A 14,664-nucleotide genomic window follows, 5' to 3' on the forward strand; every position below is an offset into this window, starting at 1 on the left:
CACACCGGCATGGCAAAAAGCGGCAGTGCAGTTGACCCGTTTTGCCATAGATCCGGAGTTTGTCCGGCGCTTAAAGTGGCAGCCCTGAACCGACCCTGCAGAGCCTGCGATGACCGACCTGATCAAACACGAGCAACGCGACGGCGTGTTGACGCTGACCATCGACCGCCCGGACAAGCTCAACGCACTGAATAACGCCATGTACACGCAGTTGGCCGACCTGCTGCAGGCCGCCGACGAAGATGCACAGACCGGCGTGATCATCATCACTGGCGGCCCGACCTGCTTCACCAGCGGCAATGACCTGGTGGATTTCCTCCAGCACCCGCCCACTCATCTGGACGCCCCGGCATTCCACCTGATGAAGGTCGTGACGCGCCTGCAAAAACCGCTGATCGCGGCAGTCTGCGGGGCGGCCATCGGCATCGGCACCACCTTGCTGCTGCATTGCGACCAGGTACTGGTGACCCGCAGCGCCAAGTTACGCATGCCGTTCGTCAACATCGGCCTGTGCCCCGAATTCGGCGCCAGCCTGTTGCTGCCACGCCGCCTCGGCCATGCCCGCGCCGCGAGCCTGCTGCTGTTGGGCAACGGCCTGGACGGTAACGAAGCGGTGGCCTGGGGCATTGCCAACGAAGCCTTCGATGACGGCGCACAATGCCTGGCGGCGGCGACAAAAATCGCCCAGCGCTTTTTGGCCATGCCCCAGCAAGCCTTGCGCCAGTCCCGGCAACTGATGAAACAGGCTTCCCTGGCCGAACTGGAAGCCACCCTGCGCGAAGAAAACACGCTGTTCATTCAGCGCCTGAATACCGACGAGGCGAAAACCGCCTTGAACGCCCTGCTCAATCGCAGTACAGATAAGAATCCACCGAAAGGAAACCAGTCATGAACACTCCAGAAATCTACGTCGTCAGCGCCGCCCGTACCGCCATCGGTACATTCGGCGGTTCGCTCAAGGACGTGCCACTGGCCGACCTCGCGACCACGGCCGTGAAAGCCGCCCTGGAGCGAGCCGCCGTGGACCCGGCGCTCGTTGGCCATCTGGTGATGGGCAACGTGATCCCGACCGAAACCCGCGACGCCTACATCTCCCGCGTCGCGGCGATGAACGCCGGCATCCCGAAGGAAACCCCGGCCTACAACGTCAACCGCCTGTGCGGTTCGGGCCTGCAAGCCATCATCAACGCCGCCCAGACCCTGATGCTCGGCGATGCCGACATCGTCGTCGGTGCCGGTGTCGAGTCCATGAGCCGTGGCCCGTACCTGATGCCGTCCGCCCGTTGGGGTTCGCGCATGGGCAACGCCCAGGTCATCGACTACATGCTCGGCATCCTGCATGACCCCTTCCATGGCATCCACATGGGCATCACCGCCGAGAACGTCGCCGCGCGCAACGGCATCACCCGCGAAATGCAGGACGCCCTGGCTTTCGAAGACCAGCAACGCGCGGCCCACGCGATTGCCAACGGCTACTTCAACGAGCAGATCGCGACCGTGGAAATCCAGGACCGCAAGGGCGTCAAACTGTTCAGCGTCGACGAACATCCGCGCGCCACGTCCCTGGAACAACTGGCAGCGATGAAGCCTGCGTTCAAGAAGGACGGCTCGGTCACCGCCGGTAACGCCTCGGGCCTCAACGACGGTGCCGCGGCACTGGTCATGGCCAGCGGCAACGCGGTCCAGGCCAACAACCTGAAACCCCTCGCCCGCCTGGTCAGCTACGCCCATGCTGGCGTCGAGCCGGAATTCATGGGCCTGGGCCCGATCCCGGCCACCCGCCTGGCACTCAAGCGCGCCGGCCTGACCGTCGCCGACCTGGACGTGATCGAAGCCAACATCGCCTTCGCCGCCCAAGCCTGCGCCGTCAGCCAGGAACTGGACCTCGACCCGGCCAAGGTCAACCCGAACGGTTCGGGCATCGCCCTGGGCCACCCGGTGGGCGCAACCGGCGCGATCATCGCCACCAAGGCCATCCACGAACTGCACCGCACCGGCGGCCGCTACGCGCTGGTGACCATGTGCATCGGTGGTGGCCAGGGGATTGCGGCGATTTTTGAACGCGTGTAATCACCCTGCCTTACGCAAAACTGTAGGAGCTGGCTTGCCAGCGATGACGACCTCAAGGACAACCCGACCCTGAGGCCCCCATCGCCAGCAAGCCGGCTCCTACGGACCGTAACCCCCGCATTTCTCCTTGATGTATTTACCCGCCAACAAGTCGCATTTCGTCAATCCGCGCCCTGGATTAGCCCCCAGAACACGCAGCCGTTCCGCGCGGCCAGTGACTGATGAGATCGCTACCCACCACATCACCGACTTCGCCGTAAACCGGCTGCCACCAATCGAAATCAAAGCGGCGGCTTTTCCCCCTTGTCCAGAAAGATCTGCGCCGGCAGCTTGAAGTCGCGCAGTTTGAGCAACGCCAGCGGCCCTGCGCCCAGTTCAGTGCGCAGGTGCCAGGTCAGGTCGAGGCCGTCTGGGGCCTGAAGCTGCACGCGGTACTGGCTGTCGGTGTCGTTCAGGGCGGTGATTTTTGCCTGTTCGAGCAGGCGGATCAGGCCCCAGGTGCCTTCGTAGTCGCCGAACAGCCGTTCATTGGCCAGCACACTGATCCACAACAAACGCGTGCCCGGGTGCTGGCTGAAGCCCGGCCAGCTAAAGCGCTGCCAGCGTTCCTTCTGGTTGAAATACTCGTGTTTTTCGCCGTTGAGGATGAAGGTGGTCTGCACCACGTCGCGCACCGGCTTGCCGCGCAACTCGAAGCTCAGGCCCATGCCGCCGTCGGTGTAGAGCACGTCGGCGAGGTGGCTGAGCTGGTTGATCGCCGYSAGGAACTTSGGGTTGAAGTGCAGRCCCTGGCTGTGCCGCGMRTCGGCCACCCAGCGGCTGCCTTCCTTGCGCAGCACRCCGCCCAATTGCTGCTGGAGGAACTGGTCGATGCGCCCGGCGTCGGCGCGGATCATCTGCCCGARCATCGGYAGCGAGGCGTCRCTGCCGGTGGCRGCAAAGGGRTAGCGMCCGGCAAASGCGCCCTGCCAGTCGCGYACGATCGCCCGYTGCCACTGGCTGTTGAGGCCGGCCACCGAGGGTTGCAGGACTCGCTGCCAGGCCTGCTCCAGCGGCTGCACGAACAGGGTCTGGCCGACGCCGTCCCACTCGGCGCCGAGGCTGGCGGCGAGCAGGCTGCCGTAGGCCTGGGTGTCGGTGAGGTCGACGCTGTGGCCCTGGAACACGCTTTGCGCCAGGGCCTGGGTCATTGCCTGGGGATTAGGTGCGTTGCTCACTTGCTGCAACTTCAGGCGCACCCGGATGACGCGGTTGAGGAAGGCTTGCAGGCTCAGGCGCTCGCTGTCGTTGGCGTTGTCGGCGTCTTTTCCGAGCAAGGTCAACAATGGCCCAAAGGTGGCGTCCAGCGGGCTGCCTCCGCCGGGCTTGGCCTGCTCGATCACCGGCACTGGCTCCTTGCCGAGCAGTTGCTGCGCCGACTGCACCAATGACTCGGCCAGCGCCTGACGACGGGTGCCAGCCTGGCCCTGATAGGCCAAGGTGTTCATCAGCGCGATCAGCGGCGACTGACGCACATCGCTCATCAGCGCCAACTGGTCGATCACCTCGCCGAGGCTGTCCACTGGTTGCCAGCGCAGTTGGTTGAGGAAGTCCAGCCAGGCGTGGGCGTAGTCCTGAAAATAGCGTTCGGTCAGGCGTTGCTTGAGCTGCTCAGGGCTCAAGTCGGCGGCGAGACGGCCCGGGTTATCGCTGAGCACCCAGTCGATTTCTTCGCGGCGCGCTTCGGCGATGGCATCGATGGCCGGCCGCACCTGGCCTTCCCAGGCTTGGCGGGTGAACACCCCCGGCACCTCGGCCGAAGTGGCAAACAGCGTCGATGCCTCGGTGTCGCCGACCATCTGCGCCAGGCTCAGCGCCGGCGCGTGATTGGCGGCGTTGTCGAGCACAGTCTGGTACAGGCTGGCTTCGCCGTTGCGCTGGCCCAGCTGGCTGATCAGCACCTGGCGGACTTGGGCCACCAGCTTGGGATCGGCGTCGATGCGCCAGTCTGGGTGGGCGGCCAGTTGTTCGGCGTAAAAGGCCCACAGGGTCGGTGCCAGGGCGTGCCAGAGTCCAGGGGAAAAGTCGGCGCTTTGCGGCTCGGTGTCCACCAGGGCTTGAGCAAGAAAGGCAGGATCTGTTTTTTCCGGGCGGGCCAGCATCAGGTAGGCCTTGAGTTGCGTGTAGGCAGATTGCGCGCGCTTGGCACGCTCGGGGCTGTCCGGTGGCAGCTTGACCAGGGCGTTGAGCTGGGCCTTGAGCGTGGCCGCTGCCGGGTCACGCAACAGGCGCTGGTTGGCCTCGACGTAACGCGGCCACAGCGTGGCCAACAGCGCGTCGTTCTGGTTCAGGCCGAAACGCTGGTACCACGGGGTGCCGTGGCTGGCGCGGTAATCCAGGCGGCCCAGTTCGCGAGTCAGTTCGTTGAGAGCGCTCAGTTGCGCGTCGCCGGGGGTGGCTTGCTGCAGTGTGGTCAGCGAGGTTTGCAAATGGTGAATCTGCACGCGGTTGCTGATGAACGACAGCAGCAGGCCGGCGCCCCACGCAAGGGCCACGGCCAACAGCAAGACATTAGCGACGCGCGGGGCGCTCCAGCCCAGACGACGGCTTGATTGTTTTGGCTCGCCGAGCACGCCTTGCCAGGCAGGGTCCATGGGCCAGAAGTGCTCTTCCTTGTTCTGCGTTGTATTGGACAACGGCAGGCTGAACCACAGGCCGCGCAACGGAACATCCTGCCTGCCGCTGCCGAACCACGGCGTCAGTACCTTACGCCAGCGGGCCACGCCTTCAACTTGCAGGTCCCGCGCCAGGCGCACCAGAAAGTCATGCGCCATCGTCAGGTTCATCTGCGCCCAGCCTTCCTGACGCATGGGGCCCAGTAGACTGTGCAGCGACGTTTCCAGGTCTGTGGCGGTAAGGCGAGATGACAGTGCGCAGCCCACCGCCTGACTCGGGCGTTTCTCCTGCACCCAGTGACTGGCGCAGACCTGCCACAGGTGCAGCGGCACCGACCACCCTAATGCCCGCGCCAGCGCCTGCAAATGACGCCGGCCGCTGCCCATCCGGTTGCCGTCGGCGCTCTGCTCGGCATTCACCGCCCAGACCACGCCGTCGAAAGCACGCCAGCGGGTCAGGCGACGGAACTGGGCGATCACCTTATCGTCCAGTGCTTGCTGCACGCTGCCACCCCACAGCAGCACGGTGCCCTCGTCTTCCAGCCAATGGTCCGGACCCAGGCCGGGGGCAACGGCCGTGATCTGCTCGGGTTCGCCGACGATGAGCAGGAAGCGGATTTTGCGACGCCAGAAAAGGCCGCGGTTGGCACTCAGGGACTCGAGCAATGGCGTAATGTCAAATTCTGGGTGCTTAGGCAGCACCAAACCCGCGTCCTTCCGGGGCAACACCTTGTCTGCCTGCCCCTGATCGCGGTGACTTCGCCGCTTCAATTGCATCAACAAACGGGGAGCAAGATGCCCGATCGCTGCAATAAGAATGATCAACAAGAAAGCGAGCATCCGGTGATGGTTTTCCACCAGCCCCATCCGCTCACCATATGCCTGTATCACCCAGGCCAGGGCTGCCATCAATACACTGATCCACACCGCCGCACCCGCGCGACGCCATGGGTTGCTCCATCCTTTCATGCCACGTCTCCCTCGATAACAGTACTGATCCAATACCGTGACTCATCTTTGGCGAGCAGCAGCACTGGCTGCCGCTGGTGTTGAACCATCTCCACCCCGAAGGCCGCTGCCAACCAATGCCCAAAGGGTCCGGGCAGCCCGCACAGGTGCTCCTGAACCCACAGCTGCTGCGCACTCAACGAGGCCGCCTGAGAACCGATAGTGGCGAAGACATTGCCAGTCAGCGGCTGCCAGTCAGCGCTGTCCGCCAACACAGCCGTCGCCTGAAGCGCCATCGTCTGGGTTTGCTGGAACAGCGCCAGCTCGCTGTTCAACGTATCGAGATCCAAGGGCATCGGGCGCAACAAGCCACCCTTCACTGGAAGGTCCCGGGCAACGGCTAACTGGTCCGGGCATAGCAACAAGGCCGCCAGCCCATCGGAGTACGCCTCCCCGCCGTTTACCTGCACGACCAGGATCAGGTCGAGGGCTGCGCGGGCGGTCTTCAGCGTGTCGTCGATCCATTGGCACGACAATTTATTGGTCAGGGTGACCGTTGCAGGTTGCTTGAGATGGGCGGTTTTCCACTGCTGCCAGACGTCGCGCAGTGCAGCGTATTGATCAGGCTCAACATCACTCAACAGCGTGACTCGCAACGCCTGTTCGGCAGGCAAGGCCTGCAAGGCCGGCGCGAGCACTGGCAATAACAACTGCAACCCCGCCTGCGCGCGATCGCCCTGCTCGGGCAGAGCGGCAATGCGCCTGGCTTGCCCTGTACGCAGCGGCATATCCCGGCGGCCTTGCAGCCCACTGGCAGACACCTGATCCGGCAGCAGCAAACAGCTGGTATGCACGGCCAGATAGCGTTGCGCCCAGCCTTGCCAGGCCAGCTGCGCATTGGCTGCCTCCTCCTTGAGAAATTGATGCTGGCCGAGCGCTCCACCGTAGAAATAGGCACGGGTAGCGAACAGCAACACCCAGACCAGCAGTGGCGAGCCAGTCAATAACCAGACATTGATCGCCTGCAGTTGCGCTAACTGAATTGAGGCGTGCAACAGAAACAACAGCACACCCACCACCACCGCGACGACGGCCGCGAGTACCCAACGACCCAGCATCGGCGGCGTCGGAGCTTGCACCACAGAAGGTGCCTTTCTATCCCAGCCCATGGCTCAACCCACCCCACAGTCAGGCGCACTTGAAATCACCTGGCATCCGCATTCACTGCGACAGCCATCGACCACCATTGCCCGGCCATCTTCCCAGCAGTCGGAACAGCCATCAACGATGGGATTGGTGCCATGGGCTGGACAACTGACCTCATCCCCCACCAAAGCCACGGGCTTGCCATGAACAAATGTGGTGGACGAAGCCGATATCACTTCTCCATCGTGTGTGGTCCTGTCACCCAGCAAAACAAATCCCTGAGACATAAAATCAAACTCCATTAGTCGAGTGTTGTGAACGAGAGGTGAGCTCAGTTTTTTTAAGGCATGGGCTCTTTCGTAGCAGGCGCACGGGTTGACCATCGGCCTGTTGTGTCACCCGCAAGGTTTCGCCAAGTCGTCCCTGCAAATAGAGGAATTCCCGATTGCGTATCAGTTCGAAGGAGGTGTACTTGGCAGGAAAAAAGTAGCTCACTGTTTACTTTCCGCTGCCTGGCGGATGGCTTGCAATTTGCGGAAATCCGGTCTTGAGCGTCCATCTGTCACAACGCTCCCATCGGGATAGGTGAAGCTTGTGTGATTGCCCTTCTTTTTCACCTTCGGCTGCACAGAGGTGACTAGGAAGCCTGAATGCAGTACGGGTTCGAAATACACTTCTCGGGCTTGCAAGGCCTGATACATCAAGTAAATATTTCCCACGCTCTCCAAGCTAATCTGTTTTCTGTAGCCTCCAAGAAAGGCTTCACTCAACCATGGGTAATAGTCCTCCTTGATCGTCAAATCTCCCTCTACTTTGATTGGTAATCCGGAACTTCTGGAAGGCCGGTTGTGGTCAAACATCACCACTACTCCCCCACCTGCGCCATAAGTCACGTTCTCGCCAAAGCGGGCGGGATTGCTATAGGCGACACCAAACATCACATTGCTCAGATGCCACTGACACGCACCGCCACCATCGATCGGTAACTTGGCCTGGAAGAGATCACTCGCCCCCTGGCGCTGCAATTGCACATCAATGCCGTGATAACCCTCCAACTCAATGCGCACACCGCTCGCCCCGTGGGTGATGTTCTTGCAGACTGCCGAGCGGTACATCACCTCCAAGGTTTCCGTTTCGAGTTCCTGGGGTACTTTCACGGTGATGGTCATCTGTTCGCTATCTGGTGGTGGCGACAGGCTTCGATCCTTGGCGCAACCACTGAGGCTGACGAACAGGCTGAGCAACGCGAAGGGCACTTTCATGATCATGGCCGGTACTTTGAGCGCGCGGGCCGAGTTCAACGCGGGACGTTTGCGCAGCAGCCATTTGGTACCCCCATAGGTCTGTTGCGTTATCTGCAAGGTTTTGCCGAGACGACTTTGCAAATGGAGGAACACCTGGTTGCGTGCCAGTTCTAAGGAGTTGATCTGGGCTGGAGAGACAACGCTCATTGTTGGTTCTCCGCTGCCTGGCGGATCGCTTGCAACTTACGGAAATTCGGTCCCCAACGGCCATCCGGTTCGACACTGCCATCTGGATAAGTGATTACAGTGTGGTTGCCTTCTTTCTTTACCTTTGGCCCGGCCGAATAAACGACAAAATCAGGATGCAAGACGGGCTCGAAATATACCTGCCGGGCTTGCAGGGCCTGATACATCACATAAATATCGCCCTCGCTTGTTAAGCTGACAGTTTTTTTGTAGGGACCTATAAATTCTTCATCAACCCAAGGGTAATAGTCCTTCTTGATCGTCAAATCTCCCTCTACTTTTATCGGTAAACCAGAACTTCTGGATGGCCGATTATGGTCAAACATGACCACCACTCCCCCGCCTGCGCCACAAGTAACGTTCTCGCCAAAGCGCGCGGGATTGCGATAGGCGACACCAAACATCACGTTGCTCAGATGCCACTGACAAGCACCGCCGCCATCGATTGGCAACTTGGCCTGGAAGAGATCACTCCCCCCCAGACGCTGCAATTGCACATCAATACCGTGATAACCCTCCAACTCGATGCGCACACCGCTCGCTCCGTGGGTGATGTTCTTGCACACTGCCGAGCGGTACATCACCTCCAGGGTTTCCGTTTCGAGTTCCAGAGGCACTTTCACTGTGATGGTCATCTGTTCGCTATCTAGCGGTGGCGACAAGCTTCGATCCTTGGCGCAACCACTGAGGCTCACGAACAGGCTGAGTAACGCTACGGGCATTTTCTTGATCATGGTCGGATCCTTGACGGCGCTGGCCGTACTCAACAGTGGGCTCTTTCATAGCAGGCGCTCGAGTCGGCCACGGCGTCGAAGCGTTGCAACGCTTCGGCACCGCCATCAGCCTGTTGCGTCACCCGCAAGCTTTCGCCAAGACGACTCTGCAACTCGAGGAAGACCTGGTTGCGTGCCAGTTCGTCTTCGACAAGGTCTGCGTAGTTATCCCTGATCTGCTGCTCGAAACTCTGTCGATCCAGTTGGCGCTTCAACAACGGCGAGCGCTCAGGATTGATTGACTCCAGCAACTGGCCGTAGATGTACGGCTGGTAATTGCCCATCAAATGGTTGCCCAAGCCCACGATCCGGCCTGCTTTGGGATTGCTGAAGGGCGGGAAAAACCTCGTCCGGCTCTCAGCGGTCAACGAAGTGGTAAGGCGCTGCTGCGCCTGCTCGGCCTGCTGATCGTTGTCAGGGCTCAGACTTGGGACCAGATAAAACTTGACCTTTTCCGACAGGCGATAGGCGATGGTGGTGTGGTAAGGCGCGCCAAGCCCGTCCTTGTTTCGATAGGCGGGGTACGACGAGCCTCGCTGGCGGGTGTGCTGTTCGGCCCTGAAAAACATGGCGATTTCGCCGTGGTGACAGAAGGGGTCGCCATGCCGAAACAGCTGGCTGGCGGTCAACTGCAGCATCGACCAGGTAAATCCCAGAGTAGTGCCCAGCGGGCCATAGAGGTCGTACAGATAGTTATCCAACGCTGCTTCGGGTGGCACGCTGGGGACTGGGTCGATGTCGTTGACGTGACGGAAATGCACGATCTCGTCAAGGCACTTTACGGCCTTCAGGGTGAAGGTGCGCGGCATGCCGTAGGTGTACAGCAGAGGATTTTGTGCTTTCAATGATGCGGCATGCACTAACCCAAGGGCGCCGCCCAAGCTGTGACCGCAAATGAACAGATTCCTGTCTCGAACCCTATCAGGGATTGTCTTCCCTAGATCCTTGGCATAAATCCTACTAGCCAACTCGAACGACTCACGAAACCCAAGGTGCACACTGCCCTCCGGCGTCAGATCGGCACAGGGCACCTTGGGCTCGCACAGACCCTGCACTTCCGGTTTTACCGGGCGGAAAGTCGCGTCAGTAATTAGATCGGCGCGACGGTCCATCTCCGTGCCCCGCCAGGCCACCAGCACCTGGGTGGCATTGACGGCATAAAACAGTTGGGTGTCTCCTACCGGCGGCTCGGCCTTTTTCGTGTCCAGCATCAGCGCCTGGCTATAGCGTTGATCGAACGGAACATCGGTCACCACGCAGAGCAGGTTTTGGCGGTCGTCCCACACTCTGGGGGTACGCGACAGGTCCAGGCACTGCTGCAGAAAAAACTCTTCAGCCGAGCCGCGGCTCCCCGGTTCGGCACGGCTGTAGGCCATAATGCTCATCAGCGACAAGTTGTAAGCATTGACCAGGCTGTACTCCGAATGGTGATGCAAGGTCAGTGACCAAGCGCGCAACGGGCACACTTCCAGCACATGCCGGCGATCGAGCTGATCGTCGCCAATGGTAAACCCGCCGAACTTCGGGTCTGGAAAATGGTAGGCCGGAGGTTGCCTGGCATCCGCCAAGGGCGGGTCGAATGTCGGCAGTCGATCGCACAATTGGCCGATACGCAGGTAGTGATAGCCATGCCCGGCTGCGACCGCCTGCTGTTCGATGGGCGAGAAGCCCGAACGCTGCGGACCATACAGCGGCGTGCGATCAGCGAAGCCGGGGCGTGCAGGTTCGGCTCGCTGGGCACGCAGGCGGCGATTTTGCAGTATCTCCGCCAAGAGCTCGGCGTCTATCAGCAAGGTGATGGCCAACGGGTGCAGGCCGTCCAGGCGGATCACTCCCTCGGCATCGGTGCGGCCGCTGTACTCCGGAATGAAGTCGCTGCGGGTCGCCTCGTTGCACGCGCGATAGGGCAGGTTCGCCAGGGGCTCGCCCTGTTCATCGAGCATCTGGAACTCGATCCAGTGCATTTTCTGTTTGCCGCAAATCACTGTCTTGCAGGAGCCCAATGTGTCCGTACGGTGGAGGGTGTCGTTCATATTGTCCATTTCATGAATAGTTATATAGTTTCAGCCACTGATTGCGGTCCCATTTCAAAGAACGAACCTGTCCTGTTAGCTGGACGCTAGAAAATCAGTCAGGTGTGCGCATATTTTTTTTGGCATCGCAGAATGGAATAACCATCGCCCCGTCTGGCAAATAGGTGTACTCAAAGTACTCGAAGCCACCATCATTTTTTCTCCCAATACAAAACGACACTCTATAAACATCGTTCGATCCAGAAGCATCTGGTTATTCGAAATACATAAGTTCTATTTTCCTCAAATTTTAATTGGCGCTCGCTTAAGCCAAAACGCTCCAGTTCATATCCAACCGGCGCAGAACCATATATAAAGCACTCACCCGATCTTAATATCAATGGACTCGCATTTGACTTAAGTGCCACCGCCCAAAAACCTCCTTGCGACACGTAGCTTTCGAAAATAACAGCCCACCCAACCGAAAACGAACGCTTCGCATCAGATGGCAAGCATATAGCCGGATTCCCATTAACCGATTCCAATACACCATATTCCGTGCGACCCAAGGGGGTCGCAAACGCTGAAAAACCAACCGCACCGAACAGCAGAGCAACTATCAATCTATAAAAATTCATATATACAAACCTATCCCGGAAGATTTTATTTATCTAATGGATTTGCAAAAAAATTCTCAAGAGTGGTCACAAGCAATCCCTCTCTCACCCCAGCATTGCTTCTATTCCAGACACTACCCGGCTTACCCTCAATACTTATCATGTAGTAATCTGAAATAATCTCACCTTGCTGCTCCATATTGTAATCGGACAACTTTTCAGTTTTTATTTTCATCTTCCTTCACCCGACACCGAACAAAGTGAAGGTCTGACTTCCTTTCCGGCTTGATCATATATGTATTGAAGATACACAGGCCCGTCGTTATTTTTCTTGGCCATACAAAAAACCGCGTCGAAAAACAAGATACTTTGTCGTGTAGGGTTCGTAACGCTTATGTTGATTCTCGTGTAATAGACGCCTCCAATACTCAAGGGTTTTGCATCTACCACAGGTTGATACCCGGAAGGAATGGCCCCATAAAAAATGCAGCCACCTGATTCGAGTAACATGGCCTCCCATGATTTTTTAAGTTCCAACTGCCACATGGTCGACCCTTTACCGAGCAAGGGTTTAATTTCAGATACCGATATAGAGTTCACCACCACAGTTTCTGATATTTCTTGCGGAATACAAATTGCTAACCGCCCATTTTCAGAAGCAATAACAGCGTCCCCCGGCAACCCCCAGGGGGTGGATTGAGCTAAACTTGAAAAAAACATTAACCCAAGACTAAATCGCACCGTTATCATGACTAACCTCGACCCGGAAGATTTTTTCTGTCAGATGGATCAGCCAAGAAATGTCGCAATACAGACACTAACAGGTCAGGGTCGTTATATTTATTATTTGAGTTCCAGACCCCTTCGGAATCTTGTACCAGACAAATCATATAATAGTCAGAGATTATTTCTCCTTGCTGCTCCATATTGTAATTCGAGAGTAGCTCACTCGAAGATAGGGAGTATTGATACGCCTTTGCACCTTGACTCGTTACTGTCATGCCGGCTTTCTTGACCGGATAACCCATCTGGTATTGCCATACATGGGTCATCTCGTGCATAAACAACGCTTTATCGCGACCTCTCGATGTTTCCGAGAAGTCATCTCGATAAAGCTTGGTACTTTCCGGAAAATACATCTCCCCATTCGGCGTCACCGCAGTATTTTGAAACCCGACAAACAACCACCATCCGCCGTGATGTACTTTGACCTTGCTGTAATTGACTGCATCTTTAAAGACGGTTTGCGCCATGGCGATTTCGCCGGACGTCAGGGAACGCTTCTTGCCTTTGGGTAGGCGAACATCTTTAGTCGAGTGGCCCACGTCCGTATCGTTGGTTGAAACATCATTGGAGGTCAGGTCAACTTGCATTGGCGCCTGGGCGTTTTGCGCCGCGCAACAAAGCGGTTGCGCCCCCTCGGGTGGAAACAGCAGCAATTGGGTGATCTGCGTCGGCTTCTCGGTCACCAACCGTTGGGTGTAACCTTGCTCATCAGTCACCCCATCCAGAAGTCGGCCATCAGCCAGTGTGGCCGAGTACTTGATGTTGCTTGCCAATTCGCCATTCGGGCCAAGCAGTCGAAGTTGTTCGTCATAAGAGGTGGTGTTCGGAAACTCAATCTTCAGCCCACCCGGCAACAAGGTATGAGCGCTCATGGTTCGCCCTTCCTTGTCGGTTACGCCGTTAAACACTTCGCCCTGTTCAGTGGTGATCCGGTAGCGGGTAAACGCCAGCGGTACCTGGGCCTCATTTTTCAGAACGTATTCCGCGGAGTAACCTCCGGGTAACGGTGTTGCCGGCGTATCCAGCCTGGCGCTGCCAARCTTTTGCACATGCTTGGCCCGTTGATAGATATTGCCGGGGGCGCCCTGATCGAGGTCGCCGTCTTTCAAGCGGACAAAGACCCCTCCGCATTCCAATATCAGCTCTTTCTCAGCGCGGATGTGCACCCGGCCATCCACGCTCTCAATCTTGATATCGCCCTTGGCCAGTGCGTGCAGAAGGCCTTCCAGAGCATGCAAATCGATGTTGCCCTTGGCCGCCTTGAGCTGCATGTCCGCGCTGTGTGCGAGCAGGCTGATTCCGTCCTCGGCGGTGGCGGTGATGTTCTGCCCGGCGCTGAGATCGACGTTGTGCGCGGCGACGATGCCCACGCTTTCGCTTCCCGAGGACAGGCACACCGCCTCCGGGCTGACCACGCCTATACCTGCCGGGGCATGCAGCAACAACCCCGGTTGTTTCAAGCCATCGAGGACTTGGTTGAGCTGTTGTTGACTGGCGGTATCGCCGGGGGTGGCTTTGGCTGCGCGGGCTGCGTCGGCCAGGGAGCGCGCCAGCGACAAGGCGTTTTCCAGCTGCGTAATGGCGTCGGCCATGTCGAGCTGGCTACCCTGCGCTTTGGGCTGTGCATCGGCACTGATGAACACGCCCTTGCCACCTCTTATGGCGCCCCACTCATCGGTCCGCAGCTCAAACCCTTCCCCGCGCTTCTTCCGCTGGCCATCCACCAGATGCCCCAGATTCAGCTGACTCTTGCCGCCATACTCGGTACTGAGCTTGATGTGCTCCTGCCCCCGCGTGTCATCCAGGCGCAGCTTGTTGTTGGCCGGCGTGCGCAGCACGTTGCGGTGGTCGTTGCGCTGGGTCACCAGGTCCGGGTGCTGATCGTCGTGCAGGGCGTGGGCGATGTAGGGGCGGTCCGGGTCGCCCTGCTCGAAGGCGATGGCCACTTCGGTGCCGGCGATCAGCGGCAGGTGCAGGCCGTAGGTGTCGCCGGCGTAGGCGCGGGCCTGGCGCAGCCATTTGCTTTCGCGGCCGGCGGGCCAGGTGTCGCGGTCGAAGAGGAACTTGACCCGGTAGCGCCCTTGCATATCGATTTCGGTGTACAGGGGGTTGCTCTGGGGGTGGGTGATGCGTGCCGGCAGGGTGCCGGCGATTTGTGGTTTGGGCGG

At 58.9% G+C, this 14,664-nt stretch carries 11 protein-coding genes; 2 read left to right on the forward strand and 9 right to left on the reverse strand.

Annotation, left to right across the window (positions count from 1 at the left end; genetic code table 11):
* The first annotated feature begins 109 nt into the window (after positions 1 to 109).
* Positions 110 to 892, forward strand: coding sequence for an enoyl-CoA hydratase-related protein (locus AC1DVE_RS29945; RefSeq protein WP_477784400.1), 783 nt, complete (start codon positions 110 to 112; stop codon positions 890 to 892).
* Positions 889 to 2,070 (forward strand): acetyl-CoA C-acyltransferase family protein, encoded by a 1,182-nt coding sequence (locus tag AC1DVE_RS29950; RefSeq protein ID WP_477784401.1) that lies wholly within the window; start codon positions 889 to 891, stop codon positions 2,068 to 2,070. The genes AC1DVE_RS29945 and AC1DVE_RS29950 overlap by 4 nt, the downstream gene beginning before the upstream one ends.
* A 281-nt stretch (positions 2,071 to 2,351) precedes the next feature.
* On the opposite strand, the gene AC1DVE_RS29955 is transcribed toward AC1DVE_RS29950, so the two are convergent.
* From AC1DVE_RS29955 to AC1DVE_RS29995, 9 genes are all read right to left on the reverse strand, one after another.
* On the reverse strand, positions 2,352 to 5,693 hold the full coding sequence (locus AC1DVE_RS29955) for an ImcF-related family protein (protein WP_477784402.1): 3,342 nt from the start codon (positions 5,691 to 5,693) through the stop codon (positions 2,352 to 2,354).
* Entirely contained in the window at positions 5,690 to 6,841 is a 1,152-nt protein-coding gene (locus AC1DVE_RS29960) for a hypothetical protein (protein ID WP_477784403.1), read from the reverse strand. Before AC1DVE_RS29960 ends, AC1DVE_RS29955 begins: the two co-directional genes overlap by 4 nt.
* Before the next feature lie 3 nt (positions 6,842 to 6,844).
* Positions 6,845 to 7,201: a PAAR domain-containing protein gene (locus tag AC1DVE_RS29965; protein ID WP_317850433.1), complete on the reverse strand. Its 357-nt coding sequence runs from the start codon at positions 7,199 to 7,201 to the stop codon at positions 6,845 to 6,847.
* A 108-nt stretch (positions 7,202 to 7,309) separates the two neighbouring features.
* Positions 7,310 to 8,269: a hypothetical protein gene (locus AC1DVE_RS29970; RefSeq protein ID WP_223461769.1), complete on the reverse strand. Its 960-nt coding sequence runs from the start codon at positions 8,267 to 8,269 to the stop codon at positions 7,310 to 7,312.
* Positions 8,266 to 9,042, reverse strand: coding sequence for a hypothetical protein (locus tag AC1DVE_RS29975; protein ID WP_223461767.1), 777 nt, complete (start codon positions 9,040 to 9,042; stop codon positions 8,266 to 8,268). Before AC1DVE_RS29975 ends, AC1DVE_RS29970 begins: the two co-directional genes overlap by 4 nt.
* Positions 9,043 to 9,071: 29 nt before the next feature.
* The gene (locus AC1DVE_RS29980; protein WP_223543510.1) at positions 9,072 to 11,114 is read right to left on the reverse strand and encodes a lipase family protein; all 2,043 of its coding nucleotides are present in this window, start codon (positions 11,112 to 11,114) and stop codon (positions 9,072 to 9,074) included.
* Between the two features lie 642 nt (positions 11,115 to 11,756).
* Positions 11,757 to 11,945 carry a hypothetical protein gene (locus AC1DVE_RS29985; RefSeq protein WP_223543509.1) on the reverse strand — a complete coding sequence of 63 codons (189 nt, stop codon included), beginning with the start codon at positions 11,943 to 11,945 and terminating at the stop codon, positions 11,757 to 11,759.
* Positions 11,942 to 12,460 (reverse strand): hypothetical protein, encoded by a 519-nt coding sequence (locus AC1DVE_RS29990; protein ID WP_223543508.1) that lies wholly within the window; start codon positions 12,458 to 12,460, stop codon positions 11,942 to 11,944. The genes AC1DVE_RS29985 and AC1DVE_RS29990 overlap by 4 nt, the downstream gene beginning before the upstream one ends.
* A gap of 2 nt (positions 12,461 to 12,462) precedes the next feature.
* A partial coding sequence (locus AC1DVE_RS29995) for a DUF2345 domain-containing protein (protein WP_477784404.1) occupies positions 12,463 to 14,664 on the reverse strand: 2,202 nt, incomplete at its 5' end.

The sequence above is a fragment of the Pseudomonas sp. P4_B4 genome (assembly GCF_056402255.1).

What these genes read in the sequence shown, in the direction of transcription:
- AC1DVE_RS29975 (WP_223461767.1), bottom strand. Translation starts at nt 9,042, where the DNA reads ATGATCAAGAAAATGCCCGTAGCGTTACTCAGCCTGTTCGTGAGCCTC.
- AC1DVE_RS29970 (WP_223461769.1), bottom strand. Translation starts at nt 8,269, where the DNA reads ATGAGCGTTGTCTCTCCAGCCCAGATCAACTCCTTAGAACTGGCACGC.
- AC1DVE_RS29945 (WP_477784400.1), top strand. Translation starts at nt 110, where the DNA reads ATGACCGACCTGATCAAACACGAGCAACGCGACGGCGTGTTGACGCTG.
- AC1DVE_RS29985 (WP_223543509.1), bottom strand. Translation starts at nt 11,945, where the DNA reads ATGAAAATAAAAACTGAAAAGTTGTCCGATTACAATATGGAGCAGCAA.
- AC1DVE_RS29950 (WP_477784401.1), top strand. Translation starts at nt 889, where the DNA reads ATGAACACTCCAGAAATCTACGTCGTCAGCGCCGCCCGTACCGCCATC.
- AC1DVE_RS29960 (WP_477784403.1), bottom strand. Translation starts at nt 6,841, where the DNA reads ATGGGCTGGGATAGAAAGGCACCTTCTGTGGTGCAAGCTCCGACGCCG.
- AC1DVE_RS29990 (WP_223543508.1), bottom strand. Translation starts at nt 12,460, where the DNA reads ATGATAACGGTGCGATTTAGTCTTGGGTTAATGTTTTTTTCAAGTTTA.
- AC1DVE_RS29965 (WP_317850433.1), bottom strand. Translation starts at nt 7,201, where the DNA reads ATGGTCAACCCGTGCGCCTGCTACGAAAGAGCCCATGCCTTAAAAAAA.
- AC1DVE_RS29980 (WP_223543510.1), bottom strand. Translation starts at nt 11,114, where the DNA reads ATGAACGACACCCTCCACCGTACGGACACATTGGGCTCCTGCAAGACA.